The following is a 24,926-nucleotide window of genomic DNA, read 5'->3' as shown; positions in this document are numbered from 1 at the left end:
GATGGGCGCACGGCGGACCGGACGCGAGCGCGCGCTGCAGGCGCTCTACCAGCTGGAGATGACCCCGGGCACCCCGGCCGAGGCGCTCGCGAGCGCCTGGGCCTCGGAGGGGGCGGAGGCGGCGCAGGCGGCCGCCGAGGGCAAGCCGGACCCCGAGGCGCAGCGCTTCGCGCAGGAGCTCGTCTCCGGCGTGGTGCAGAACCGCACGGAAATCGACCGGCTCATCGAGGAGCACAGCCACAACTGGCGCCTGGACCGCATGAGCCGCATCGACCGCAACGTGCTGCGCCTGGGCATCTTCGAGCTCAAGTACCGCCCGGACATCCCCAAGAAGGTCTCGCTCAACGAGGCCGTCGAGCTGGGCAAGAACTTCGGCACCGAGGAGTCCAGCGCCTTCGTCAACGGCCTGCTGGATCGCATCGCGGTGGCGCTGGGCAAGAAGTAGGGCAGAGTCTCTTCCCCATGGCCATGACGGCGCACGACATCGGGCTGGAGGGGCTGGACGCGCTCACGGGCGTGGACGCGCTGCTGCTCTTCGTGGGCGAGGACGAGCGCCCCCTGCAGGGCAGCGCGGGCTACGTGGACTGGCGCCTCAACGGCCAGCTCTCGCGCCTCTTGCAGGCGGGCTTCTTCACCGGCAGCGCCGGCGACAGCCTGCTCCTGCCCGCGGACAGGCGCCTGCCGGTGGGGCGCATCTTCGTGGCGGGCCTGGGGCGGCGCGAGGCGCTGGATGCCGCAGGGCTCTCGGGCGTGCTGCGCGAGGCGGCGCGGGTGCTGCAGAAGGCGGGCGCGCAGTCGGTGGCCCTGGAGCTGCCGGGTACCGGAAAGCTCGAGGACGGGGTGCGCGCGGACGCCCTGAAGCGGGAATTCCTGCCCACCTTCTCGGGCAAGCGGGTGGCCCTGCTCGCCGACAAGGCACTCGCCCGGCTCCTCCCGGTGGACCCCCGCTCCTGAGCGCTCTCCCCCTGAGTGCTCTCCCGTCGGGCGGGCAATCTGGTAGCATGGGTGGCCTCCCATGCGCTTCAAGGTCCTGATCGTCGAGGATTCGAAGGCTTCGCGCGAGTTCATCGCCGCGACGGTCGAGTCGATCGACGGCCTCGAGGCGGTGCAGACGGCGAGCGGCTTCGAGGCGCTGAAGATCCTCCCGCGCCACCGCTTCGAGCTCATCATCACGGACATCAACATGCCCGACATCAACGGGCTGGAGCTCATCAACTTCGTCAAGAAGAACCCCAACTACCGGGACGTGCCCCTCTTCGTCATCACCACCGAGGGGCGCGAGCAGGACCGCGAGCGCGGGCTCGCGCTGGGGGCGGCCGAGTACCTGGTGAAGCCCTTCTCGCCCGAGAGCCTCGAGGCGCTCGTGCGCCGCTACCTGCGGCTGACGTGAGCGCGTGAGCTCGGGCTCTTCCGGCAGCAAGGCGCTCGCGGAGTTCGTCGCCGAGGCCACCGAGACGCTGGACGGCCTGGGCCGCGAGCTGCTCGCCCTGGACGAGCGCCGCGGCCAGGAGCCGGACCCCGCTGCGCTCAACGCAGTGTTTCGTGCCGCACACTCCCTCAAGGGGCTCGCGGCGATGTTCCAGCAGGACCGGGTGACGCGGCTCGCGCACCGGGCCGAGGACGTGCTGGACCGGCTGCGGCTCGGGCGGCTCTCGCTGAGCGACGCGGTGCTGGACGCGCTCATCGAGTCGGTGGACGTGTTCCAGGCGCTGCTCGCCGAGGCCTCCCGCGGCGAGGAGAGCCCGGAGCTGGGCCGGCGCGCGGAGGCGGTGGCGCAGCGGCTCGGCGGGGTGGGGGAGGCCGTGGCGCAGGCGGGCGCGGACCCGCTGGATCGCCTGCCGCTCGAGCCCTCCGTGCGCGCCGTCTTCACCGAGTACGAGGAGCACCGGCTGCGCGAGAACGTGCGGCGCGGCGTGCCGCTGTGGCGCGTGCGCGCGGCCTTCGACCTCGCGGACTTCGACACGGGGCTCGCCGAGCTCAATGCGCGCCTCAAGCCGCTCGGTGAGGTCATCAGCACGCTGCCCTCCGCGGAGCCCGGCGGCGGCACGGGCATCGCCTTCGACCTGCTGGTGGGCGTGAAGGCGCCCGAGGCGGAGCTGCGCGCCGCGCTCGAGGGCACCCCGGCCGAGCTCACCGCGCTGCCCGTGCGCGAGGAGCCGCAGGCCCCGCCCGCGCTGCACCGGGTGCCGGAGCCCGCGCCCGGGCCCGGCCCGGAGGACGGCGCCGGGAGGGTCGAGCCGGAGGGCTCGCTGCGCTCGCTCACCCAGACGGTGCGCGTGGACATCCGCCGGCTGGACGGGCTGATGAACACCGTGGGCGAGCTGCTGCTCATCAAGGCGAACCTGCAGCGGCTCGCGGAGAGCGCGCGGCAGGAGGGCGGCGCGGTGCTCTCGAAGCTGTGGGGCCAGGAGCTGCAGCGCGAGAGCCGGCAGCTGGAGCGCAAGCTGGACGCGCTGCAGTCGGGGCTGCTCGAAGCGCGCATGGTCCCGCTCGGCCAGGTCTTCGACAAGCTCGCGCGCCTGGTGCGGCGCATCGCGCGCGAGGCGGGCAAGGAGCTGGAGCTCGCGCTGAGCGGCGGCGAGGTGGAGCTGGACAAGCTCATCGTCGAGGAGCTCAGCGACCCGCTGATGCACATCATCCGCAACGCCATCGACCACGGCGTGGAGGCGCCCGAGGCGCGCGCGCGCGCCGGGAAGCCGCGGCGCGCGGTGCTCAGCCTCTCGGCGAGCCAGAAGGGCAACCACGTGGTCATCGAGGTGGGGGACGACGGCGCGGGGCTCAACGAGCTGCGCATCCGCGAGGTGGCCCTCAGCCGCGGCCTCATCACCCCCGCCCAGGCCGCCGAGATGAGCCGCCGGGAGCTGCTCAACCTCATCTTCCTGCCCGGCTTCTCCACCGCGCGCAGCGTCTCGGAGCTCTCCGGGCGCGGCGTGGGCCTGGACGTGGTGAAGAACAACATCAGCAACCTGTCCGGCATCATCGACGTGTGGAGCGAGCCGGGCCGGGGCACCGTGTTCACCCTCACGCTGCCCGTCACGCTCGCCATCATCCGTGCGCTGGTGGTGGGGGTGAGCGGGCGCACCTACGCGGTGCCGCTCAACAGCGTGCTGGAGATCCTCTCGGTGCAGCCCGCGGACATCCACACCGTGGAGCGGCGCGAGGTGCTGGACGTGCGCGGCCAGACGCTGCCCTTCACCCGGCTCTCGCGCCTCTTCGCCCTCCCCGAGCGCGGGGGGCCCGGCGGCCGCCAGTTCGCCGTGGTGGTGGGGCTCGCGCAGGAGCGCATGGGGCTCGCGGTGGACGAGCTGTACGGCCAGCAGGACATCGTGGTGAAGCCGCTGGGCGCCCGCCTGCAGTCCGTGCGGGGCATCTCGGGGGCCACCGACCTGGGCAACCGGCGCACCGTGCTGGTGCTGGACGTGGCAGGCCTGATGGAGGAGGGGATGGCGGGCGAGCGCAAGCGGGCGTAGGGCCCCGGCCGCTGCTATCCTCCCACCGTGGCCCGCCTCTCCGAGCTGCTGGACGAGTTCTTCTACCGCCCCGACGAGGACGTGAGCGCCCTGGATGCGCTCCTCGCCGGCGGGGAGGAGGTGCCCGTGGCGGCGCCCGAGGAGCTGCCGCAGGAGTTCCTCGCCTTCGAGCTGCAGGGCGAGTGCTACGCGGTGCCCATCGGGCAGGTGCGGGAGATCGTGAAGGTGCCGCCCCTCACCGAGCTGCCGCGCGCTCCGGCGCACCTCCTGGGCGTGATGAACCTGCGCGGCGACGTGATGCCCGTCTACGGCCTCAAGAAGCGCCTCAACCTGGTGGACGTGCCGGCGGTGCGCGCCGGTCCGGACGCGGTGCCCGCGCCGCGCGCCGCGCGCATCGTGGTGGTGCACGGCGGCAGCGAGGGCGGGGCCGGCATCTGGGTGGACGCCATCCGGGACGTGGTGCGGCTGCGCCCCTCCACGCTGGAGCCGGCTCCCGCGGGCATTGCCTCGGGTGAGCGCCCGGCAGTGGTGGGGCTGGGCCGGCGCGGGCCGGAGCTCTTCATCCTCCTCGACCTCGAACAGGCGCTCGCATGAGAACCCGCCCGTCCCTCGTCCCCACGCGCCCGCACAGCGAGCTGCCCTCGCACGAGCCGCCCGTGCAGCTGTGCGCCTTCCTCGTGGGGAGCGAGGAGTACGCGGTGGACATCATGCGCGTGGAGGAGATCCTCCCGCCCCAGCCGCTCACCGCGATGCCCCGCGCTCCGGTGTACGTGGAGGGGGTCATCCAGCTGCGCGGCGCGGTGCTCCCGGTGGTGGACCTGCGCAAGCGGCTGCTGGGGCCCGGCGCGCCGCCCCCCTCGCGCACGCGGCTGCTCATCTGCCTCTTCGGGCGGCGCCGGGTGGCGGTGGCCGTGGACCGCGTGACCGAGGTGGTGCACGTGCGCAAGAGCGAGATCAAGCCCGCGCCCCCGCTGCAGGCGGCCGGGCAGCGCCCCTTCGTCGTGGGCGTGTGGGGCCCGCCCGCGCGGCTCAAGCTGCTCCTGGATCTCAAGGCGCTGCTCGCCGCCGATGCGAAGGGGGCGCCGTGAGTGCGCAGGCCGAGGAGCTGCGCTACCAGGCGCTGCAGCAGCTGGACCCTGCCGCGCGAGGCGCGCTCGAGGCGCTGCTCGCGGGCCTGCACGACGAGAGCTGGCGCGTGCGCCGCATCGCCGCCGAGGGCTTCGCGCGGCTCGCCGCCCCCGAGCGCGCGGTGGCGCCGCTGGTCGCGGTGCTGGGAGAGCGCGGAGAGACGGGCGCGCGCAACGCGGCGGCCGAGGCGCTGGTGCGCCTGGGGGAGCGGGCGCTGCCGGGCCTGCGCGGGCTGCTCGCGCACGCGGACCCGGACCAGCGCAAGTTCGCCGCGGACATCCTCGGGCAGCTGGGCAGCGCCCGCGCCGCGCCGGACCTCGTGCGGGCGCTCGCGGACCCCGACCTCAACGTGCGCGTCTCGGTGGCCGAGGCGCTGGGCGGCGTGGGCGCGCGGGACGAGGCGACCGCAGGCGCGCTGCGCCCGCTGCTCTCGAGCCCGGAGGCGCTCCTGCGCCTCGCCGCGCTGGAGTCCCTCACGCGGCTCGGCCTCCCGCCCCCGCTCGGCGTGGTGGCGCCGCTGCTCGAGGACGGCCGGCTGCGCGCGAGCGCGTACCGCGCCCTCGGGTTCGTCGAGGAGCCCGGCGCGCTGCCGCTGCTCGCCCGCGGGCTCGCCTCCGCGTCGCGCGCGGTGCGCGAGGCGGCGCTGGAGGCCCTCGGCGCCCAGGCCCGGCGGGTGCCTCCGGCGCAGCGCGGGGCGCTCGAGGCCTCCGTGCGCGGCGCGCTGGAGGGGGACCCCCAGGTGAGCGCGCGCCTCACCGAGGCGCTGGAGACGGGGGAGCTGTCCGTGCGCGCGGGCGCCCTCGCGGCCGCGGCCGCGCTGAAGGACCCCGCGCTCGCGCTTCCCGTGGCCCGCGCAGGGCTCGAGGAGCGGCTCGCGGGCGAGGTGGCGCACGCGCTGCGCCAGCTGGGCCCCGAGGCCTGCGACGCGCTCGCGAGCCACCTCGTGGCCTTGCCGCCCCCTGCGCGCGCCGCGGTGGGCGAGGTGCTGGTGGAGGTGGCCTCGCCCGCCTGCATCGGCGCCGTGCGCGGCCTGCTTTCCGAGACGGAGCCCGGGGTGCGCGAGCTGGCGGTGCGCGCGCTGGGCCGCTCGCGCAGCCTCGAGGCCCTGCCGCTCCTGCTCGCACTGCTCTCCGACCCCGACCTGGGGGCGGGGGCGGGGCGGGCCCTGCAGGGGCTCTCCGCGGGCCTGCAGGTGCCGGTGCGCGAGGCGCTCGAGCGCGCGCAGGAGCGCGAGCCCAGCCCTGCGGGGCTGCGCACCCTGGGGCGCGTGGGCGGCAGCGGCGCGCTGCCCCTGCTGCGGCGCTCGGCGCGCAGCGCGGACCCGGCGCTGCGGGCCGCGGCGCTCGAGGCCGTGGCGGAGCTGGGCGCGGACGGAGCCGCGGAGCTCGCGCGCTACGCGCTCGCGGACGAGGCGGCGGCCGTGCGCCGCGCGGCCGTGCGCGCGTTGGGGCGCGTCGGCTCGGCGCAGGCGGAGGCGCTGCTGCAGCGCGCGCTGCGCGACGAGGACGGCGGCGTGCGCATGGCCGCGGTGGAGGCGGCCGGGGAGTGCGGCGCGCAGGGCTGCGTGCCGCTGCTGCAGGCGCTCGTCGCGGGGGAGGACGGCGGCCTCGCCTGGGCGGCGCTCGCGGCGCTGGGGCGGCTGCGCGCCCTCAGCCCGGCGCTGCTGGGCGCCGCCGCGCGCCACCCGGACGCGGAGGTGGTGAAGGCGGCGCTGGAAGCCGGCGCGCCCTACACGGCCGAGGTGGCCGTGCTCGCGCAGGGGCTGCTCGGCCACGCGCGCTGGGACGTGCGGGCGGCCGCGGCGCGCACGCTGGCGCAGCACGCAGGCGCGGCGGCCGGGCCCGCGCTCGAGGCCGCGCTCGCGCGCGAGCCGGATGCCCTGGTGCGAGAGGCCCTCACGCAGGCGCTGGGGCGCCTCGGGCGGGGCTAGGAGCGGCGCACGTGGCGGCCTTCGACGAACCGCGCCCGCAGATGTCTCCGGAGGACTTCCGCCTCCTGCGCGACCTCGTGCACGCGCACTGCGGCATCCTGGTGCGCGAGGACATGCAGTTCGTCATGGAGCGCCGGCTCGCGCCGCGCCTCGAGGCCCTCGGGCTCGAGGACTTCCGCGCCTACTACCGCTTCCTGCGCTACGCCCCCGAGCGGCGCGCGGAGCTCGAGGCGGCGGTGGAGGCGCTCACCACGCACGAGACCTACTTCTACCGCGAGCCCCAGCAGCTGCGGGCCCTCTCGGACGAGCTGCTGCCCCAGCTGCAGCGCAAGAATGCGCGCACGCGCCGGCTGCGCTTCTGGAGCGCGGGCTGCTCCACGGGGGAGGAGGCCTACACCGTGGCGATGCTGCTCAAGGCGAGCGGCCGCTTCGAGGGCTGGGACGTGGAGGTCTACGGCACGGACATCTCGCGCCGCGTGCTCGAGGCGGCGCGGCGCGCCGAGTACGGGCCCTCGTCCATGCGGGCCATCCCCCCCGAGGTGCAGCAGCGCTTCTTCGTGCCGGTGAGCGGCGGGGCAGGGCGGCTGCGCGTGCGCGAGGACGTGCGGGCCTGGGTGTCCTTCGGGCAGCTCAACCTGCTGGAGCCGGGGGCCGCGCAGCTGGTGCCGCAGGTGGACGTGGTGCTCTGCCGCAACGTGATGATCTACTTCGACCCGGCGGCGCGAAGGCAGGTGCTGCGCGTGTTCCACGACAAGCTGGTGCCGGGCGGCTACCTGCTGCTCGGCCACTCGGAGAACCTGCTCAACCTGAGCGCCGACTTCGAGCTGGTGCACCTGCGCACGGACCTCGTCTACCGCCGCCCGGAGCCCATCGCTCCCGCCACGGGAGGTCGCCCATGAGCGCGGATGGCACCACGCGCGTGCTCGTGGTGGACGACTCGGCGCACAACCGCCGGGTGCTCACCACGCTGCTCGAGTCCGTGCCGGACGTGCGCGTGGTGGACCGCGCCCAGGATGGGGAAGAGGGCCTGCGCAAGGTGAAGCTGCTGCGCCCGGACGTCATCACCCTGGACCTGGAGATGCCGAAGCTGGACGGCTACGGCTTCCTGCGCCTCCTGATGAGCAGCGTGCCCACGCCGGTCATCGTGGTCTCCAGCTACGCGCACCGCGTGGACGTGTTCAAGGCGCTGGAGTTGGGCGCCTTCGACTTCGTGGCCAAGCCCTCGCGCGCAACCCCCGATGCCCAGGAGGCGCTGCGCACCACCCTGCTGGAGAAGGTGCACGCGGCGCGGCTCGCGCGGCCCGCGCCCGCCCGTCCCGAGCCCGGCGCACCGCTCGCGGTGGTGGCGATCGGCGCCTCCACCGGCGGCCCTCCGGCGGTGCAGCGCCTGCTCGAGGCGCTCTCCGCCGAGCCCTCCGCCTGCGTGCTGGTGGCCCAGCACATGCCGGAGCACTTCACGCGCGCCTTCGCGCAGCGGCTGGACCGGCTCGGACCCTTCACGGTGAAGGAGGCGGAGGACGGAGACGAGGCACTGCCGGCCCACGCGTTCATCGCGCCGGGCGGGCGGCAGCTGGTGCTCGAGCGGCAGGGCGCGAAGCTGCTCCTGCGCACCCCGGCCTCCGACCCCACGGATCGCCACGCGCCCTCCGTGGACCGGCTCTTCAAGAGCGTGGCCGCGTGCCTCGGGCCGCAGGCGCTCGGCGTGGTGCTCACCGGCATGGGCTCGGATGGCTCGCGCGGCGCGCGCGCCATCCGCGACGCAGGCGGCGAGGTGTGGGCGGAGTCCGAGGAGACCGCCGTCATCTTCGGCATGCCCAAGGAAGCCATCGCCACGGGCGCGGTGCGCCGCGTCCTTCCACTGGGGGACATCGGACAGGCGCTGCTCGCGCGGCTGCGCGTTGGGCGCTGACGCGGGGAGGCGGCCCGGGCTAGCCTCGACCGCCATGACGGACTTGCGCGCCCTGGTGGTGGACGACTCGCAGGCGATGCGCCGCAGCCTCGTGTTCGCCCTGCAGCGCATCGCGGGGCTGCACTGCGAGGAGGCGGCGGACGGCGCCGAGGGGCTGAAGAAGCTCACGGCGGCGCGCTTCGACCTCGTCCTCACCGACATCAACATGCCGCTGATGGACGGGCTCAAGCTGGTGCACCACATCCGCCAGTCCGAGGCGCACCGCGGCGTGCCGGTGGTGGTGATCACCACCGAGGCGGCCGCGGAGGACCGCGCGCGCGCCATGGCGCTGGGGGCGAGCGCGTACCTGGTCAAGCCCGTGCAGGCGGCGACCGTGCTCGAGACGGTGAAGGGCCTGCTGAAGCTGCCATGACGGACGTCCCGCAGATGGCACCCGCGCCGCTGCTCTCGGTGCAGGGGCTGAGCAAGCGCTACGGCACGCTGCAGGCGGTGCAGGAGCTGAGCTTCGACGTCGCCCCGGGCGAGCTGCTCGGCCTCGTGGGGCCCAACGGGGCAGGGAAGACCTCCACGCTGCGCTGTCTCGCGGGCATCCTGCCGCCCACCACGGGCAGCATCCACGTCGCGGGCCACGCGCTCGCCACGCACCCCGTGCAGGCGAAGCGCGAGCTGGCGTTCCTGCCGGACGAGCCCCGCCTCTTCGAGTACCTCACGGTGAAGGAGCACCTCGCCTTCTTCGCGCGGCTCTACGGCGTCGCGGACTGGGAGGCGCGCGCGGAGGCGCTGCTCTCCGAGATGGAGCTCGCGGGCAAGGAGGGGGCGCTGCCCGGCGAGCTCTCGCGCGGGATGAAGCAGAAGCTCTCCATCGCCTGCGGCCTCCTGCACGCCCCGCGCCTCATCCTCCTGGACGAGCCGCTCACCGGCCTGGACCCGCTCGGCATCCGCCGCATGAAGGCGAGCCTGCGCGAGCGGGCCGAAGGGGGCGCGGCGCTGGTGCTCTCCAGCCACCTGCTGCCGCTGGTGGAGGAGCTGTGCAGCCGCATCCTCGTCATCGCCCGCGGGCGCGTCGTCGCGCTGGGCACGCTCGCGGAGATCCGCGCGCGGCTGCAGGGCAGCACGGACGCCGAGGCTCCCGCCTCGCTCGAGGAGCTCTTCGTGCGCATCACCACGGACGCGGGCGGCGCTTGAGCTTCGCGCGCGCCGTGGCCTTCCTCTGGCTGAGCAGCGCGCGCAACCGCGTGCGCCGCCAGCTGCGCCGGCTCGCCCAGCCCAAGTACCTCGCGGGCGCGGTGGTGGGGCTCGCCTACTTCTACTCGGTGTTCCTGCAGCGGCTGCACCTGGGGGGCGGTGGGCGCGGCGGCCCCCCGTACGGCGCGCGCCTGGTGCTGGAGGTGCTGCTGTGCGGCGGCGCACTGCTCACCGTGCTCGGGGCCTGGAGCCTCGGCGCGGACCGGCCGCAGCTCACCTTCACCGAGGCCGAGGTGCAGCTGCTCTTCCCCGCGCCCGTGTCGCGGCGCGCGCTGGTGCGCTACCGCGCGGCGCGCGGCCTGCTGCGCGCCGCCCTGAGCGCGCTGCTCACCACGCTGTTCTTCGGTCGCAGCATGGCCTCGCACGCCGGGTTCTTCGCCGTGGGCTCCTTCCTGTCGCTGGGGACGCTGCAGCTGCACGTGGCCGCGGCCTCCCTGGTGCGCACCCGGCTCGCCGAGCGCGGGCGCGCGTGGCTGCGCTGGGTGGGCGTCGCGCTCGTCGTGGGCGCGCTCGCGCTCGCGCTGCTGCTCGCCCTGCGCGGCCAGCCCTTGCCAGGGCCCGGCATGCGCAGCTGGCAGGTGCAGGCCTGGGGGGAGGCCGTGCTCGGAAGCCGCCCCTTGCACTGGGCGCTCGCGCCGTTCCGGGCGCTGGTGGCGCCGGCGCTCGCGGTGGACCTGCGCCACTTCGTGCGCGCGCTCCCCTGGGCGCTGGGGCTGCTGCTCGCGCACGGGGTGTGGCTCGAGCGGCTGGAGGTGCCCTTCGAGGAGGCCGCGGTGGGTGCTGCGGACGCGCGGGCGCGGGGGCTGGGCACGCGCGGGCTGCGCCGCCAGCGGGTGACGCTCAAGCCCGTGCCCTTCCGCCTTGCGCCCACGGGGCGCCCCGAGGTGGCGTTGCTGTGGAAGAACCTCGTCGCCGGGCGGCGCCTGGGCGCACTCTCCTTCCTGGGCGTGACGCTGGCCCTGGGCGCGGTGCTGGCGGGCCTGCTGGTGGGCTCCGCGGGCGGGGCCTTCGGGGGGCGGCTCGTCTTCGTGGCGGCGGTGTGCGTGGGGCTCGCGGGCTTCCTCGCGGTGCTGGGGCCCGGGAGCCTCCGGGTGGACCTGCGCATGGACCTGCCCAAGCTGGAGCTGCTGCGGGCGCTGCCCCTGCGAGGCTCGCAGGTGGTGGCCGGCGAGCTGCTCGCCCCCGGACTGCTGCTCGCGCTGCTGCAGGCCCTGCTCCTGGTGCTCGGCTTCGCGCTCTCGTCCCGTGAGCCGGTCCCGGGGCTCCCGCTGCCCCTGAGGGCCGCCGCCACGCTGGGGTTGCTGCCGCTCTTGCCTGCCATCTCGCTCGCCGGGCTGCTGGTGCAGAACGTGGCCGTGGTGCTCTTTCCCTCCTGGCTGCCCACGGCCGCTGCGGGCCAGGTGGAGCCGGCGCGGGGCATCGAAGTCTTCGGCCAGCGGCTGCTGATGCTGGCCGGCACGCTCCTGGTGCTCGCGCTGGGGCTGGTGCCGGCGAGCCTCCTCGCGCTGCTGCTCGGCTGGGGGTTGCAGGGCCTGCTGGGCCCCTGGGCGCTGGTGCCCGCGGGGGCCGCCGCGGCGGCGCTGCTGCTGGGGGAGGTGGCGCTGGGGGTGCTCCTGCTCGGCCGCGCCTTCGACCGGCTGGACGTGTCCGGCGAGGCGCTGGGCGAGTAGGGCGCCGGGCGTCCGGGCCCCCGCGTCTGTTGCAGAGCAGGCGTGGCTCTCATAAGAGACCTGCCGACATGGCGATGAACGAGCGTTACGAGCCGCAGGCGATCGAGGGCAAGTGGCAGGCCCGCTGGGAAGAGGCCGGGGTGTTCCGCGCGGGCGCACGCCCCGAGGCCCCCAAGAAGTACGTCCTCGAGATGCTCCCGTACCCCAGCGGGGCGATGCACATGGGGCACGTGCGCAACTACCTCATCGGTGACGTGTACGCGCGCTACTACCGGATGCTGGGCTTCGACGTCCTGCACCCCATGGGCTGGGACGCGCTGGGCCTGCCGGCCGAGAACGCCGCCATCAAGGACGGCGTGCACCCGGCCATCCGCACCCGCGACAACATCGCGTCCTTCAAGCGCGAGATGAAGACGCTGGGCTACAGCTACGACTGGACCCGCGAGGTGAACACCAGCGAGCCCGAGTACTACCGCTGGAACCAGTGGTTCTTCATCAAGATGCTCGAGCGCGACATGGTGTACCGGCGCTTCAGCAAGGTGAACTGGTGCACCGGCTGCCACACGGTCATCGCCAACGAGCAGGTGAAGGAGGGCCGCTGCGAGCGCTGCGACTCGCCCGTGCACGACAAGGAGATGCCCGAGTGGGCGTTCCGCATCACGCGCGACTCGCAGGCCCTGCTGGACGGCCTGGACACGCTCACCCAGTGGCCCGAGCGCATCACCAGCATGCAGCGCCACTGGATCGGCCGCTCCGAGGGCGCCGAGGCCGAGTTCGCCGTGCAGGGGAGCAACGAGAAGATCCGCATCTTCACCACCCGCATCGACACGGTGTACGGCTGCACCTACGTGGTGCTCGCGCCCGAGCACCGCCTGGTGAAGGGGCTCACCACGCCGGAGCAGGCGGCGAGCGTGCAGGCCTTCGTGGCGAAGATGGCCGCGATGAGCAAGACGGACCGCACCCAGGAGGGCGCCGAGAAGGAGGGCGTCTTCACGGGCAGCTACGCGGTGAACCCCTTCACCGGCAAGCCCGTCCCCATCTGGATCGCCAACTTCGTGCTGGCCGACTACGGCACCGGCGCGGTGATGAGCGTGCCGGCGCACGACGAGCGCGACTTCGCGTTCGCGCGCAAGTACGCGCTGCCGCTGCGGGTCGTGGTGCAGGGCGAGGCTCAGCAGAAGGCGGGGGAGCCCGTGCCGGACGCGGCCACGCTGGAGGCCGCGCTCACCGAGGACGGCATCCTGGTGGACTCGGGAGAGTTCACGGGCCTGCCTTCCGCGGACGCGCGCCGCCGCATGAGCGCGCAGCTGGAGGCGAAGGGGCAGGGCAAGGCCACCGTCACGTACCGCCAGAAGGACTGGGGCTTCAGCCGCCAGCGCTACTGGGGCACGCCCATCCCCATCATCTACTGCGAGAAGTGCGACCCCGAGCGCAAGGGCATCCCGGTGCCGCTGGATCAGCTCCCGGTGCGCCAGCCGGAGATCGACGTGCAGGCGGTGCTCACCGGCAAGGGCGAGCCCCCGCTCGCCAAGGTGCCCGAGTTCGTCAACACCACCTGCCCCACCTGCGGAGGCCCCGCGCGGCGCGAGGTGGAGACGATGGACACCTTCGTCGACTCCTGCTGGTACTACGCGCGCTACCTCTCGCCGCACTACGACCAGGCCCCCTTCGACCCGAAGGAGGCCCAGCGCTGGCTGCCCGTGGACATCTACGTGGGCGGCCCCGAGCACGCGGTGATGCACCTGCTCTACTTCCGGTTCTGGAGCCGGCAGATGAAGCAACTGGGCCTCACCCCGGTGGACGAGCCCGTCACGCGCCTCATCACCCAGGGCATCGTGAACGGGCCGGACGGCCGCAAGATGTCCAAGCGCTGGGGCAACTCCGTGGCGCCCGCCTCCATCGTGCAGAAGTACGGCGCGGACACGGCGCGCACCTACGTGCTCTTCGCGGGCCCGCCCGAGCGCGACTTCGACTGGTCCGACGACCAGGTGGAGGGTGCCCACCGCTTCCTCAAGCGCGTGTGGGTGCTCGCCCAGACGCACGTGGCCTGCGCGGACGCGAAGCATGAGGGCTCGTTCGAGGGCAAGGCGCTGGAGACGCGCCGCATCGCGCACAAGTGCGTGAAGCGGGTGGGCGAGGCCATCGAGCGCCTCTCGTTCAACACCGCCATCGCCGGCGTGATGGAGTGCGTGAACGCGCTCTACCAGCAGGGCACGCCCGAGACGCCGGCCGAGCGCGCCGCCATGGCCGAGGCCATCCGGCTGCTCGCCGCGGTGCTCACCCCGTTCGCGCCGCACATCGCGGACGAGATCGCCGAGGCCTACGGCGCCCGCGCCTTCACCGTCACGGAGGCCTGGCCCACCTTCGACCCGGCGCTCGTGGTGGACGACGTCATCCCCTACGCCGTGCAGGTGAACGGCAAGCTGCGCGCGGAGGTGCGCGCGCCGGTGGACGCCACCGAGGCGCAGGTGCGCGCGCTCGCCGAGGCCGAGGAGAAGGTGCAGAGCGCGCTCGCGGGCAAGACGCTGCGCAAGGTGGTGTTCGTGCCCAAGCGCCTGCTGAACCTCGTGGTCGGCTAGCCCGGCCGGCGCTCCGCACATGCCGCCCGAGGTGCTCGTCCTGTGCTCCCTGTGCCGCCGCCCCAACCCGGCGGTGCGGGGCACCTGCGCCTTCTGCAACGCGCGCCTCCCCGAGGCGCCGCTGCCGGGCCGGGCCCTCTCGGCGCGCTCCTTCGAGGCGCCGCTGGGCGGAGGGCGCCACCTGAGCAGCCGCGAGGGCGCGCTCACCTTCCAGGCGAGCGCCCGCGCCGCGCCGCAGGCCGTGGCGCTTGAGGCCCTCACGGGCGCCGTCCTGGTGCGCCGCCCCACCTACGAGGCGCTGGCGCCAGCGGCCGCGGCGCTGGTCGCGGCACTCCTCGTGGACGGCGTCGCGGCGCGCGGGGTGTTGCTCGTGCTCGCGCTGCTGCTCGGCGCGCTCGCGCTCCTCTTCCGCCTCCACGCGCTGCAGCTCACGCTGGGGGAGGGGCGCCGCCACCAGTGGCGCCTGGGCACGGCGGGGCGGGGAAGCGCGCGCGAGCGCCAGCTCGCGGCCACCTGGGTGACGCTCGCCGAGGCGCTGCGCGCGCGCGGGCTGCCCGTCGAGGAGCGCACGGGGCTGTAGCGGGCGGGGGCGCGGGGCGCTTGACCCCCCGCTGCCTGCCGCTACTGTGCCGCGCATGGTGCGAGCGCGCGCGGCAGGCTGGAGGCGGACCTTCTCGGGGCTCGGGCTGGGCCTGGGTGCCCTGCTGGCCGCGGGGGGCGGCTCGGGCTGCGGCTACCGCTTCACGGCCCGCGGCGGCGCGCTGCCCGAGGGCGTGAAGTCCGTCTGCGCGCCCCTCTTCGTCAACCACACCGCCGAGCCCGGGTTGGAGACGCTCTTCACCCAGTCGCTGCGCGAGCAGCTCGTGCGCGCCGGCGCGCTCGCCCACGGCGGCTGCGAGGCGCGCATCGAGGGCGAGGTGCAGTGGATCGGCAGCGGCCCCACCATCGTCACGCAGGCGGTGCTCGCGGACGACAAGGTCACGGTGCTGCAGAACCCGCAGCTCGCCAGCTACCGCGCCTCGGCCGGCGTGGTACTGCGGCTGAAGAAGGATGGGCGGGTGCTCTCCGAGACCGCCGTCACCGGCTGGGAGGACTTCCTTCCCGGCGGCGACGTGGTCGAGGCTGAGACCAACCGGCAGGCCGCGCTGCGCCGCCTCACGGAGACGCTGATGCGCGAGGGCTACGACCGGCTGGCCAGCAGCTGGTAGCAGCGCGCCCCGAGAGGGCGCGCTGCCGCACGGCGCTGCTCCAGGCTACGGCTGCGGTGCTACTTCGCGGCCTTGGCCGCGTTCGCCGCCTTGGCCAGGCGCGAGATGCGGCGCGACACGGTGCGCTTGTGCATCACGCCCTTGGACGCGGCCTTGCCCAGCTGCTTCGTGGCCGCGGCCACCGCCTCGGCGAGCTTCTGGGGATCCTTGGCCGCCACCGCCTCGCGCGCCTGCTTGACGGCGGTCTTCACGGTGGTGCGCACGGTGGTGTTGCGCGCGCGGCGCTTGAGGGCCTGACGGTTGCGCTTCTCTGCGGACTTGGTGTTGGCCAAGGCAATCTCCAGCTTCTAAAGGCTTGGGAAAAGAGGCGGCGTACCTACAGCGGCGGCCCGCCAGCGTCAAGGCGCGCGTGGGCTTAATGCGGCCGGGGCCGCCCCGGGGGTGCGAGCAGAACCCCCATCCGCCCCCTCGGATTCCGCGATTCCACGAGCGCAGCCCCTACGCGCCGTAGCGCCAGGAGAGCCCCGCCGGGTCCACGAAGGAGAGCCGACCCGCAGCGGCGTCCCCCTCGCGCAGCGCCTGCGGGTGGCGCTCCGCGAGCGCCCGCCGCAGCGCCTCCACCGCGCCCTTCGAGGGGGCGTGCAGCTCCAGCGCGGGCGCCCCGGCGCCTGCTGCGCCCTCGAAGAAGGCGAAGGCGAGCGCGGCGTCGCCGTAGCGCGCCTCGCCGCCGGGAGCGGGCAGTGCACTCCAGCCGAGCAGCGGGGCGAGCGCGTCCCAGAAGGCGCGCTGGGGGGCGAGCGCGGGCACGGGCAGCCGCACCAGGGCGAGCGCCGCGCGTCCCTGGGAGCGCACCGGCGGCAGGGACTTCTCCACCTGCTTCGCCGCGAGCCAGTGGCGATCCATCTGCTCCAGCGTGGCCTCACCGAAGGCCGCGCCGTCCGCCCTCAGGCCGGCCTCCACGTGGTGGAAGCGGGTGGTGAAGCGGCCGATGGCCATGCGCAGCGCATCCTCCGCGGGCGTGCGGATGAAGCGGGCGAGGTTCGCGACCGAGAAGAGGACGTCCCCCAGCTCGTGCTCCAGCGCGTCGCGGTCGCCGCTCGCGATCGCCTCGTCCAGCTCGCGCAGCTCCTCGTCCAGCTTCGCGCGCACCCCGGCGGTGTCCGGCCAGTCGAAGCCGATGCGGCTCGCCTTCTCGGTGAGGCGCTCGGCGCGCAGCAGCGCGGGGGCCGCCACGGGCACCCCGTCCAGCACCGAGCCCTCGCTGCCCGTCTTGTGCTTGCGCTCCTCGGCCTTGAGCTTCGCCCAGTTGGCCAGCACCTGCTCGGCGCCCGGCGCGCCCTTGGCCCCTTCACCGAAGACGTGCGGGTGGCGGCGCTCGAGCTTGTCGCTGATGGAGCGGCACACGTCTGCCATGGTGAACTCGCCGCGCTCGGCCGCCAGCTGGGCGTGGAAGACGATCTGGAAGAGCAGGTCTCCGAGCTCCTCGCCCAGCGCCCGCCAGGGACCCGCGTAGCCGGCGCGGTCCATCTCGTCCACCACCTCGAAGCACTCCTCCACCAGGTAGGGCCGCAGCGAGCGCAGGTCCTGCTCGCGGTCCCAGGGGCAGCCATCCGGTGCGCGCAGCCGCGCCATGATCGCGATGAGGCGCTCGAGTTCGGTTCCGGGGGAGCTCATGCGGGCACCTCGAGGGAGTGGGGGCGGGAGCAGGGGACAATGTGGGGTCCCGGCAGTCGCCGCCCCGCCTGCGCCGTGCCCTCTAGCATGCCCGGCAGGGAAGGGGCCGCGCTCCCTTTCCGGCCCCTGGTGCGCTCGCCTATGCTCGCGCCCCCGTGCGCGCCCTCTCCCTCCTCCTGGCCCTCCTCTGCTTCGGCTCGGCGACGCGCGCGGCTGCCCAGGAGGTGGAGGCGCCCGCCCCCCTGCAAGAGGTGGATCCGGACGCCGCGAGCCGCGCGGACGTGCCGGAGCCGGAGGGCGAAGCCGCCGCGGAGCCCGCGTCCGAGGCCCCCCGCGAGAGCCGCACCCGCGAGGCGCCCGCGGCGCAGCCCGCCGCTGCCGCCGAGGCTGCCGCCGCCCCGTCGGGCCGCCCGGCTCCGCCTCCGATCGTCGCTCCCCGCGTGGGCGACGCGCAGCTCACGGCCGCGTGGACCCGGGTGCAGGCGGCCCGCGAGCCTGCGGCCATGGAGTCGGCCCTGCGCGCGCTCGTCGCGCTGCGCGAGGACGTGGGCGCGAGCGACCTGGAGCCCTTTGCCCTGGCGCTCTCCCGCCTCGCGGAGCAGCGCGCGCGCGCCGGCGACGAGGCCTCCGCGCTGCAGCTCGCCGAGGGCGCGGTCTCGCTCGCGCCGGACCTGCCCTACGTGCACTTCGCCCTGGCCCGCAGCAACGCCCGGCGCGCGCCGCTGGACGTGGTGCTCTACGCACCGCAGGCGATGGCCGGCCTGCGCGCGCTCGCCGCGGACCCGCGCTACCTGCGCCCGGCGCTCGCGGACGTGGGCGGCGCAGGGCTGCTCGCGCTGCTCGCCGCCGCGAGCGCGGTGGTGCTGCTGCTCTTCCTGCGCGGGCTGCGCTACCTGCTGCACGACGTGCACCACCTCTTCCCGCGCTCCACCGCGCGCTGGCAGTCCGCGGCGCTCGCGCTGCTGCTGCTCGGCCTGCCGGCGGCCTTCCGGCTCGGCTGGGTGCCGCTGCTGCTCGCGCTCTTCGCCGCGGTGGCGCTGTACCTGACGCGCGCCGAGCGCCTGCTGGGCGCCGCACTGCTCGCGCTGCTCGGGCTGCTCCCGCTCGCCGCCGGTGAGCTCGCGCGCGAGACGGCCTTCGCCGGCACCGTGGCCGAGGACGTGTACGTCCTGGAGCGCGGCGGGCTCGCCGCAGCGGCCGCGGGCGCCCGGGTGCAGGCGCGGGACGAGGCCCTGCGCGCCCAGTTCGCCGAGCTCTTCGCGCTCGGGCGCTACGAGGCGCGCCGCGGGGAGCTCACGCGCGCCACGGCGCACTTCAAGCGCGCCGCGGCGCTGCGCAGCGCGGACCCCCGGGTGCTCACGAACCTGGGCAACATCCGCCTCGCCTCCGGCGACCCCGAGGCCGCGGCCCAGCTCTACGAGAGCGCGCGCCAGGAGGACGCCACGCTCGCCGCCGCGGCCTTCAACGTCGCGCAGGTGTACCAGCGCCGCGCCGCCCTGCTCCCGGACTTCCAGGTGGGAGAGACGGCGGGGCGCGCGAGCGCCGCGCTCACCGCCGCCGAGCGCCTGGACCCCTCGCTGCTCGGGCGCGTGCCGCCCCCGGGCGAGCGCCTGCTGATGAACCGGCTGCTGCTCAGCCCGGGGCTCACGCAAGCCGAGCTCCTCGCGCTCACCGGGCCGGACGCGGGTGCCGCCGTGCGCGCGCAGCTGGAGCAGGCGCTGCTGGGCGGGTGGGGCGGGCCCTTCGCCTCGGTGCTGCCCGCGGCCGCGGCAGCGCTGGTGCTGCTCTGGGCGAGCGCGGGCGAGCGGCTCCGGGCGAGCCGTGGCTGCGAGCGCTGCGGGCGCAGCGTGTGCCGCCGCTGCGACCGCGCGCTGGGCGTGCGCGGCGCGCAGTGCAGCCAGTGCGTGAACGCCTTCGTGCGCCGTGGCCTCGTGGCCCCCCAGGTGCGCGCCCGCAAGGAGCTCGAGGTGGAGCGCCACCGCACGCGCATGGAGCGGCTCGCGCTCGCCGCCGGCACGCTCGTGGGCGGCGCGGGCCACGTGCTCAGCGGGCTGCCGGTGCGCGGCGCGCTGCACGCCTTCCTCTTCCTCTTCCTGCTGCTGGGCGTGGCCGGCCCCCAGGGCCTGGTGCGCGCGCCCTACGGCGAGGTGCCCGCGGGGCTCAAGGTGGCGCTGCTGGTGCTCGTGCTCGTGCCGCTGCACCTGCTCTCGCTGCGCTCCCTGCGCCGCCGCCAGCAGCTGCGCCCCGCCCCGGAGACGCACTGATGGCGCTGCAAGGCACGCTGAAGGACTTCGGCATCGCGGACATCCTGCAGCTGATCGGCCAGCAGCAGAAGACCGGCACGCTGGTGCTGCGCGCGAAGGAGCAGGAGGTGCAGGTCACCTTCCGCGACGGCAGCATCGTGCGCGCGGAGAGCACCACCCGGCGCAAGAAGGATCTCATCGGCAACATGCTGGTGCGCGCCGAGCTCATCACCGAGGCCCAGCTGGAGCAGGCGCTGGAGACGCAGCGGCGCACCCTGATGCGCCTCGGCGACGTGCTCGTCTCCGAGCGGGCGCTCTCCACCGAGCGCTTCCGCCAGATGATGCAGCTGCAGGCCACCGAGACGCTCTACCGCCTCTTCACCTGGAAGAACGGCACCTACGCCTTCGCGCCCGAGGAGGGCGTCGCGGCCGAGCCCGACAGCGAGTCCATCACTCCCTTGCGCGCCGAGAGCGTGCTGATGGAGGGCTTCCGGATGGTGGACGAGTGGCCGGTCATCCGGCGCACCATCCCCCACGACGGCCTCACCTTCGAGCTGGCCCAGCCCCTGCCCGCGCCCACGGCGCGCGGAGCCGGAGCCGGAGCCGGAGACGGGGACGGCGAGGAGGGCGGCAGCGAGCTGCGCACGGTGGGCGAGAGCGAGCGGCGCGTCTTCGCCCTCGTGCGGCCCGGACGCACCGTGCGCAAGCTGGTGGACCTCGCCTGCCTCGGAGAGTTCGAGACCTGCAAGGCGCTCTGCAACCTGGTCAGCCTCGGCCACCTGCGCGCCCGCGCGCCGACGGTGCGGCTCCCCGCGGTGGGCGGCGCCGGGGCGCTGCGCCAGCTGCGCGCGGCCGCCGGGATGCTCGGCCGGCTCGCGGTGAGCGTGGCCGTGGTCGGCACCCTCGCGCTCGTCGTCTCGCGCGTGCACGGTGAGGGGGCAGGGCTCGCGCCCCCGGCCGCCCGCTCGTTCGCCGACCCGGCGGCCCAGCGCCTGGTCTCCCGCGCCCAGCGCGCCCGCATCGAGGCGGCGCTGGAGGTCTTCCGGCTCGAGAGGGGCGGGCTGCCCGAGGCGCTGCCCGCGCTGGTGGAGGCGGGGCTGCTCTCCGAGTCGGACCTGCGCTACCCCTGGCAGGAGCCGTACCATTACCGACGCCTGGCTGGTCGGGAGTACGTCTTGCTTCCTCCCTTGCGTTAGTCTCCTGCAGGCGGCGCCTTTCGTCGCTAGAGAGACGTCGTTAGCTTTGGGTCGAGAGAGGCCCGAGCCCTGCCGGAGGAACACGCCAGGTTGCCAACCACGACTGCCACGCTGGAAGCGCCCCCCACGCCCACCTCTGCGAAGGTGGATGTCCGCGACAACGCGACCACGCTCGCCCTCTGCGGAAACCAGAACGAGAACATCAAGCTGATCGAGCGCAGGCTCGGGGTGCGCGTGGGCCAGCGCGGCACCGAGCTGCTGCTGAGCGGCCCCCCGGATGCGGTCGCCTTCTCGGTGCGCCTCGTGGAGAACCTCGAGGAGATGATCCGCGCGGGACGCCCGCTGTACCGCGAGGACGTGGAGCAGGCCATCAAGGTCCTCGGGCGCGGCGCCGAGTCGCTGCAGGACGTGATGACCACGCCCGTGCTCAAGAGCCACGGCAACCGCTCCATCGCGCCCAAGAGCATCGCGCAGAAGCGCTACGTGGACGCCATCCGCGCCCACGACATCGTCTTCGGCATCGGCCCCGCGGGCACCGGCAAGACCTACCTGGCCATGGCCATGGCGGTCGCCTTCCTGCAGGAGCGCAAGGTCAAGCGCATCATCCTCGCGCGCCCCGCGGTGGAGGCGGGCGAGAAGCTCGGCTTCCTCCCCGGTGATCTCGCGGAGAAGGTGAACCCCTACCTGCGCCCGCTCTACGACGCGCTCAACGACATGATGGCGGCCGAGCGCGCCGCGAGCCTCATCGAGCAGGGGGTGGTCGAGGTCGCGCCGCTCGCCTTCATGCGCGGCCGCACGCTCAACGACGCCTTCGTCATCCTCGACGAGGCGCAGAACACCACCGTCGAGCAGATGAAGATGTTCCTCACGCGCATCGGCTACAACAGCAAGGCGGTGGTCACGGGCGACGTGACCCAGGTGGACCTGCCCACCGGCAAGGCCTCCGGCCTGCGCCACGCGCAGCGCATCCTGCGCAACATCGAGGGCATCGGCTTCAGCGAGTTCTCGGACGTGGACGTCGTGCGCCACCCGCTCGTGCAGGAGGTCATCAAGGCCTACGAGCGCGCGGATGCCGCGCGCGAGCAGGCCGAGGCGGCCGCTGCCCCCGCCGCTGCCGCCCCCGCAGCGGAGGTCTGAGCCCCTGACAGCCCGGCAGCCCCCGTCCTTGAGTCGGGGGGGCCCGGCGCCTAGGGTGTCCGTCCCATGGCCGACCCGGAAACGTCACCGCCAGCGCCCAGCCCCCTGGACGCCCTCGCTCGCCGCTTCCGGGTGCACGCGGGCTGGAACCGCCTCCTCACCCAGCTGCTGCTGCTGGCGCTCGTGTCCGCCGCGGCCGGCTTCTTCATCTCGCCGGGGCTCTACACGCAGCAGATCCCGGCGCTGGGCCCCGAGTCCCTCGGGCGCCCCTTCCGCGCCAGCTCCCCCTCGGGCTTCAAGGCGGGGCACGACTACGAGATCCTCCACGCGGGGATGACCGCCCAGCGCCGCGCCGAGGCGCGCGCCTCGGTGCACCCGGTCTACGACTACAGCCCCTCCGTCGCCGAGGACGTGCGGCGCGCCGTGCAGAGCGCCTTCGCCGGGGCGCGCGAGCGGCTCGCCGTGGCGAGCGTGCCCGGCCCCGCCGAGGCCCCCGTGCGCAAGGGTGCCCGCGCGCGCGAGGAGCGCCTGGAGCCCGAGGCGCTGGAGGCGCTGCGCGCGGAGTTCCAGGCGAAGCTCTTCGGCCAGGCGGAAGGGCTCGAGCCCGACGACTTCCAGGCGCTGCGCGCGGCGAGCTTCAGCCCGGACGTGGAGGCCGCCACGCTCACGCTGCTCGAGCGCGCCTACTCGCAGGGGCCCAGCGCCCCCACGTACGTGCTGGGCACGCGCCAGGAGCTGCAGCGCGAGGGGCCGCAGGGCCTCACGCTGCGCGACCTGCGCCAGCACACCGAGCTCTCGCTGCCCCCGCAGTCGCCGCGCCTGCAGGACGTGGCCGAGACCTACGCCGAGCTGGACCGCTTCGCCTCGCTGCCGGCGAGCCTCCTGCCGGACGCGCCGGCCGCCCGCCGCCGCGCGGTGCTCCGGCTCGCCAAGCGCCTCGTGCGCCCGAACCTCACCATCAACCTCGCCGAGACGGATGCGCGCAGGCGCCAGGCCGCGGCCGCCGTGAAGGACGCGGTCATCTCCATCAAGAAGGGCCAGCGCGTCATCGGGGACGGCGAGCTCATCAACGAGACGCACCTGGTGGTGCTCAAGGGGATGCGCGCGCAGACGGACCGCGTGGACCTGCTGCAGCTGCAGGTGGGCGGCACGGGCCTCGTCGCGGTGATCGTCGCCGCCTGCTACGCCTTCTGCACCGCCGCGTTCCGCCGCTTCCGGCCCACCCGCCGCGACGGGCTGCTGCTGGGCGGGTTGCTGGTGGGCATGCTCGGCGTCATCCAGCTCTGGGTGTCCGTGGCGGACGCCGTGCAGGACCGCTACACCCAGCTGCCGCTCGAGGCGCTCTACTTCGCCATCCCCGTGGCCGCGGGCGCGATGCTGGTGCGCTTCGTGCTCTCGGAGGAGCACGCGCTGCTCTTCGCGCTGGTGCTCTCCTGCCTCGTGGGCGTGATGCTGGGCAACTCGCTCGCCTTCGGCATCTACACGCTGGTGGGCTCGCTCGTGGGCGCCTGGCGCATCCCGCGCGCCAAGGACCGCGTGGGCATCTTCCGCGCCGGTGTGGCCACGGGCGTGGCGAACCTCCTGTGCGTGCTCTGCCTCATGCTCGCCGAGGGCAAGGGCCTGGGCGCCGAGAGCCTCGTCACCGCGCTCTTCGCCTTCGTGGGCACCACGCTCGCGGTGCCCGTGCTGGTGATGGCGCTCACGCCGCTCATCGAGGTGACCTTCGGCTACGCCTCGGACCTCAAGCTGCTGGAGCTCGCGAACCTCAACCACCCGGCGCTCAAGGAGCTCATCGTCCGCGCGCCCGGCACCTACCACCACTCCATCATCATCGGCACGCTGGTGGAGAACGCGGCGGAGGCGATCGGGGCGAACCCGCTGCTCGCGCGCTCGTGCGCCTACTACCACGACATCGGCAAGGGCCGGAACCCGCTCTACTTCGGCGAGAACCAGAAGGGCGAGAACCGGCACGACGCCATGGCCCCCGCCATGAGCGCGGTCATCATCAAGCGCCACGTCACCGAGGGCCTGGAAATGGCGCGCCACTACCGGCTGCCCAAGCTGGTGGCGGACGCCATCCCCCAGCACCACGGCACGCGGCTGGTGGGCTACTTCTTCCACAAGGCGCAGAAGGAGCAGGAGGGCAAGGAGGGCGCGCCCCCGCTCGACGAGAGCATCTACCGCTACCCGGGCCCCAAGCCGCAGTTCCGCGAGGCCGCGCTGGTGATGATCGCGGACGCGGTGGAGGCCTCCTGCCGCGCCCTGCCCGAGCCCACGCCCCAGCGCCTCCACGCGCAGGTGCAGAAGATCATCAACGTGATCTTCTCCGAGGGGCAGCTCGACGAGTGCGACCTCACGCTCAAGGACCTGCACCTCATCCAGCGCTCGTTCCTGCACACGCTGGAGGGCATCTACCACGCGCGCCCCGTGTACCCCGCGGGCGCGGTGGCCGCGGGCCTCAAGGCGCCGGCGGTCGGCGTGGCGGAAACCCGCAGCGTGGGCTCCACGGCGGCTCCCACTTCCAGCAACGACCCGCGCCCGCGCAGCTCCGGCAGCTAGCGCGGGCACACGCTTTTCCCCGAGAGGACCTCCGTGAGACTGCGCAAGGGCAAGATCATCCCGCGTGACGATGGCAAGCGCATCGAGGAGTTCGTGGGCCAGGCCACCACCGCCACCTCCAGCGTGTCCGTCGCGCGCATGAACGCGCCGCCCGGCTGGGCCGAGCCCGCGCAGACGCCCGAGTTCGACGAGGTGGTGATGGTGCTCGAGGGCGAGCTCACCCTCGTCATCGAGGGCAAGCGCGAGCGCATCGGGGCAGGGGAGGTGGGGCTGGTGCCGCGCGGCAAGCGCGTCGTGTACCGCAATGACGCCGGCGTGGCCTGCGACTACTTCTCCGTCTGCGCCCCGGCCTTCCTCCCGCAGCTCGCGCACATGGAGGCTCCGGAGGAGGAGCCCGAGCCGAAGCCCGCGCCTCGCGCAAAGGCCGCGCGCAGGAAGGACCCGGGCGCCAATCACGTCACCGTGCAGGTGGCGCACGCGCAGGGCGAGCGCTACGCGGAGCCGCTGGAGGCGCTCGCGCGCCAGTACCTGGACCGGCTCGAGCTGCAGGACTGCGAGCTCTCGCTCTCGCTGGTGGGCGACCGCGCCATCCGCCGCCTCAACCGCACCTGGCGCAAGAAGGACAAGGCCACGGACGTGCTCAGCTTCCCCGCGGGGGAGGCGCCCAAGGGCGTGCCGGGCCCGCGCCTGCTGGGGGACGTGGTCATCTCCATCGACACTGCGCGCCGCAACGCGAAGGAGTACGAGCGCTCGCTGGACGTGGAGATGGCGCGCTACCTCGCGCACGGCATCCTGCACCTGCTCGGGCACGACCACGAGAAGCCGGCCGAGGCGCGGCGCATGGCCTCGCTCGAGGAGCGGCTGCTCGGCGGGCGGGGCATGGTGGCGGACGGCGTGCCCCTGAAGCAGCGGCGGGCCCGGCTCGTCTGAGCGCTCGTCCGGGCCCCCACGGCCGCGGGAAGCCGGGTCCCCCGCGTC

Annotated in this window: 22 protein-coding genes; 20 read left to right on the top strand and 2 right to left on the bottom strand. The window is 74.5% G+C overall.

The features are described 5' to 3' along the window. Window position 1: 1 nt before the first annotated feature. The 15 genes from nusB to lptE all read left to right on the top strand — a co-directional run bounded on the left by nusB (window position 2) and on the right by lptE (window position 15,139). A complete protein-coding gene (nusB, locus tag FGE12_RS28360; RefSeq protein WP_153869766.1) occupies window positions 2–445 on the top strand; it encodes a transcription antitermination factor NusB in 444 nt (147 codons plus the stop codon). Between the two features lie 17 nt (window positions 446–462). Then, window positions 463–954, top strand: coding sequence for a M17 family peptidase N-terminal domain-containing protein (locus FGE12_RS28355; RefSeq protein WP_153869765.1), 492 nt, complete (start codon window positions 463–465; stop codon window positions 952–954). Window positions 955–1,015: 61 nt separating this feature from the next. Further along, a complete protein-coding gene (locus FGE12_RS28350) occupies window positions 1,016–1,390 on the top strand; it encodes a response regulator (RefSeq protein WP_153869764.1) in 375 nt (124 codons plus the stop codon). Between the two features lie 4 nt (window positions 1,391–1,394). Next, window positions 1,395–3,470 (top strand): chemotaxis protein CheA, encoded by a 2,076-nt coding sequence (locus FGE12_RS28345; protein WP_194798367.1) that lies wholly within the window; start codon window positions 1,395–1,397, stop codon window positions 3,468–3,470. Window positions 3,471–3,497: 27 nt separating this feature from the next. Continuing rightward, window positions 3,498–4,064 carry a chemotaxis protein CheW gene (locus FGE12_RS28340; protein WP_194798366.1) on the top strand — a complete coding sequence of 189 codons (567 nt, stop codon included), beginning with the start codon at window positions 3,498–3,500 and terminating at the stop codon, window positions 4,062–4,064. Further along, window positions 4,061–4,558 carry a chemotaxis protein CheW gene (locus FGE12_RS28335; RefSeq protein ID WP_153869763.1) on the top strand — a complete coding sequence of 166 codons (498 nt, stop codon included), beginning with the start codon at window positions 4,061–4,063 and terminating at the stop codon, window positions 4,556–4,558. The genes FGE12_RS28340 and FGE12_RS28335 overlap by 4 nt, the downstream gene beginning before the upstream one ends. Then, window positions 4,555–6,528: a HEAT repeat domain-containing protein gene (locus FGE12_RS28330; RefSeq protein ID WP_194798365.1), complete on the top strand. Its 1,974-nt coding sequence runs from the start codon at window positions 4,555–4,557 to the stop codon at window positions 6,526–6,528. Before FGE12_RS28335 ends, FGE12_RS28330 begins: the two co-directional genes overlap by 4 nt. An 11-nt stretch (window positions 6,529–6,539) precedes the next feature. After that, on the top strand, window positions 6,540–7,427 hold the full coding sequence (locus FGE12_RS28325; protein ID WP_370459185.1) for a protein-glutamate O-methyltransferase CheR: 888 nt from the start codon (window positions 6,540–6,542) through the stop codon (window positions 7,425–7,427). Next, window positions 7,424–8,437: a chemotaxis response regulator protein-glutamate methylesterase gene (locus FGE12_RS28320; protein ID WP_153869762.1), complete on the top strand. Its 1,014-nt coding sequence runs from the start codon at window positions 7,424–7,426 to the stop codon at window positions 8,435–8,437. The genes FGE12_RS28325 and FGE12_RS28320 overlap by 4 nt, the downstream gene beginning before the upstream one ends. 34 nt (window positions 8,438–8,471) lie before the next feature. Next, on the top strand, window positions 8,472–8,849 hold the full coding sequence (locus FGE12_RS28315) for a response regulator (protein ID WP_153869761.1): 378 nt from the start codon (window positions 8,472–8,474) through the stop codon (window positions 8,847–8,849). Continuing rightward, window positions 8,846–9,622 carry an ABC transporter ATP-binding protein gene (locus tag FGE12_RS28310; RefSeq protein ID WP_153869760.1) on the top strand — a complete coding sequence of 259 codons (777 nt, stop codon included), beginning with the start codon at window positions 8,846–8,848 and terminating at the stop codon, window positions 9,620–9,622. The genes FGE12_RS28315 and FGE12_RS28310 overlap by 4 nt, the downstream gene beginning before the upstream one ends. Next, the gene (locus tag FGE12_RS28305) at window positions 9,619–11,352 is read left to right on the top strand and encodes a putative ABC exporter domain-containing protein (protein ID WP_153869759.1); all 1,734 of its coding nucleotides are present in this window, start codon (window positions 9,619–9,621) and stop codon (window positions 11,350–11,352) included. The genes FGE12_RS28310 and FGE12_RS28305 overlap by 4 nt, the downstream gene beginning before the upstream one ends. 68 nt (window positions 11,353–11,420) lie before the next feature. Continuing rightward, on the top strand, window positions 11,421–13,931 hold the full coding sequence (gene leuS / locus FGE12_RS28300) for a leucine--tRNA ligase (RefSeq protein WP_153869758.1): 2,511 nt from the start codon (window positions 11,421–11,423) through the stop codon (window positions 13,929–13,931). 19 nt (window positions 13,932–13,950) lie between these two features. After that, window positions 13,951–14,511, top strand: coding sequence for a hypothetical protein (locus tag FGE12_RS28295; protein ID WP_153869757.1), 561 nt, complete (start codon window positions 13,951–13,953; stop codon window positions 14,509–14,511). A 55-nt stretch (window positions 14,512–14,566) separates the two neighbouring features. Continuing rightward, window positions 14,567–15,139 carry an LPS assembly lipoprotein LptE gene (gene lptE / locus FGE12_RS28290; RefSeq protein ID WP_153869756.1) on the top strand — a complete coding sequence of 191 codons (573 nt, stop codon included), beginning with the start codon at window positions 14,567–14,569 and terminating at the stop codon, window positions 15,137–15,139. A 59-nt stretch (window positions 15,140–15,198) separates the two neighbouring features. Here the strand turns inward: lptE and rpsT are convergent, their stop codons facing one another. Both rpsT and mazG read right to left on the bottom strand, forming a co-directional pair. Continuing rightward, on the bottom strand, window positions 15,199–15,471 hold the full coding sequence (rpsT, locus tag FGE12_RS28285; protein WP_153869755.1) for a 30S ribosomal protein S20: 273 nt from the start codon (window positions 15,469–15,471) through the stop codon (window positions 15,199–15,201). Window positions 15,472–15,637: 166 nt separating this feature from the next. Beyond that, window positions 15,638–16,813, bottom strand: coding sequence for a nucleoside triphosphate pyrophosphohydrolase (gene mazG / locus FGE12_RS28280; protein WP_153869754.1), 1,176 nt, complete (start codon window positions 16,811–16,813; stop codon window positions 15,638–15,640). A gap of 155 nt (window positions 16,814–16,968) precedes the next feature. Here mazG and FGE12_RS28275 point away from each other — a divergent pair, with 155 nt between their 5' ends. The 5 genes from FGE12_RS28275 to ybeY all read left to right on the top strand — a co-directional run bounded on the left by FGE12_RS28275 (window position 16,969) and on the right by ybeY (window position 24,878). Further along, window positions 16,969–19,077, top strand: a complete 2,109-nt coding sequence (locus FGE12_RS28275) for a hypothetical protein (protein ID WP_194798364.1) — start codon at window positions 16,969–16,971, stop codon at window positions 19,075–19,077. After that, window positions 19,077–20,252, top strand: coding sequence for a DUF4388 domain-containing protein (locus FGE12_RS28270; RefSeq protein ID WP_153869753.1), 1,176 nt, complete (start codon window positions 19,077–19,079; stop codon window positions 20,250–20,252). Before FGE12_RS28275 ends, FGE12_RS28270 begins: the two co-directional genes overlap by 1 nt. Window positions 20,253–20,342: 90 nt before the next feature. Continuing rightward, window positions 20,343–21,389, top strand: coding sequence for a PhoH family protein (locus tag FGE12_RS28265; RefSeq protein ID WP_153869752.1), 1,047 nt, complete (start codon window positions 20,343–20,345; stop codon window positions 21,387–21,389). Window positions 21,390–21,455: 66 nt separating this feature from the next. After that, window positions 21,456–23,948, top strand: coding sequence for an HD family phosphohydrolase (locus FGE12_RS28260; RefSeq protein ID WP_153869751.1), 2,493 nt, complete (start codon window positions 21,456–21,458; stop codon window positions 23,946–23,948). Between the two features lie 33 nt (window positions 23,949–23,981). Next, complete coding sequence (ybeY, locus tag FGE12_RS28255) at window positions 23,982–24,878, top strand: rRNA maturation RNase YbeY (RefSeq protein WP_194798363.1); 897 nt, start codon at window positions 23,982–23,984, stop codon at window positions 24,876–24,878. The last annotated feature ends 48 nt before the right edge of the window (window positions 24,879–24,926 follow it).

Source organism: Aggregicoccus sp. 17bor-14 (genome assembly GCF_009659535.1).
Taxonomy (GTDB): Bacteria; Myxococcota; Myxococcia; order Myxococcales; family Myxococcaceae; genus Aggregicoccus.
Note: the sequence above shows the minus strand (reverse complement) of the source record. Positions and strands in the feature narration are given on the sequence as shown.

What these genes read in the sequence shown, in the direction of transcription:
- nusB (WP_153869766.1), top strand. Translation starts at nt 2, where the DNA reads ATGGGCGCACGGCGGACCGGACGCGAGCGCGCGCTGCAGGCGCTCTAC.
- FGE12_RS28355 (WP_153869765.1), top strand. Translation starts at nt 463, where the DNA reads ATGGCCATGACGGCGCACGACATCGGGCTGGAGGGGCTGGACGCGCTC.
- FGE12_RS28350 (WP_153869764.1), top strand. Translation starts at nt 1,016, where the DNA reads ATGCGCTTCAAGGTCCTGATCGTCGAGGATTCGAAGGCTTCGCGCGAG.
- FGE12_RS28335 (WP_153869763.1), top strand. Translation starts at nt 4,061, where the DNA reads ATGAGAACCCGCCCGTCCCTCGTCCCCACGCGCCCGCACAGCGAGCTG.
- FGE12_RS28320 (WP_153869762.1), top strand. Translation starts at nt 7,424, where the DNA reads ATGAGCGCGGATGGCACCACGCGCGTGCTCGTGGTGGACGACTCGGCG.
- FGE12_RS28315 (WP_153869761.1), top strand. Translation starts at nt 8,472, where the DNA reads ATGACGGACTTGCGCGCCCTGGTGGTGGACGACTCGCAGGCGATGCGC.
- FGE12_RS28310 (WP_153869760.1), top strand. Translation starts at nt 8,846, where the DNA reads ATGACGGACGTCCCGCAGATGGCACCCGCGCCGCTGCTCTCGGTGCAG.
- leuS (WP_153869758.1), top strand. Translation starts at nt 11,421, where the DNA reads ATGGCGATGAACGAGCGTTACGAGCCGCAGGCGATCGAGGGCAAGTGG.
- FGE12_RS28295 (WP_153869757.1), top strand. Translation starts at nt 13,951, where the DNA reads ATGCCGCCCGAGGTGCTCGTCCTGTGCTCCCTGTGCCGCCGCCCCAAC.
- lptE (WP_153869756.1), top strand. Translation starts at nt 14,567, where the DNA reads ATGGTGCGAGCGCGCGCGGCAGGCTGGAGGCGGACCTTCTCGGGGCTC.
- mazG (WP_153869754.1), bottom strand. Translation starts at nt 16,813, where the DNA reads ATGAGCTCCCCCGGAACCGAACTCGAGCGCCTCATCGCGATCATGGCG.
- FGE12_RS28270 (WP_153869753.1), top strand. Translation starts at nt 19,077, where the DNA reads ATGGCGCTGCAAGGCACGCTGAAGGACTTCGGCATCGCGGACATCCTG.
- FGE12_RS28260 (WP_153869751.1), top strand. Translation starts at nt 21,456, where the DNA reads ATGGCCGACCCGGAAACGTCACCGCCAGCGCCCAGCCCCCTGGACGCC.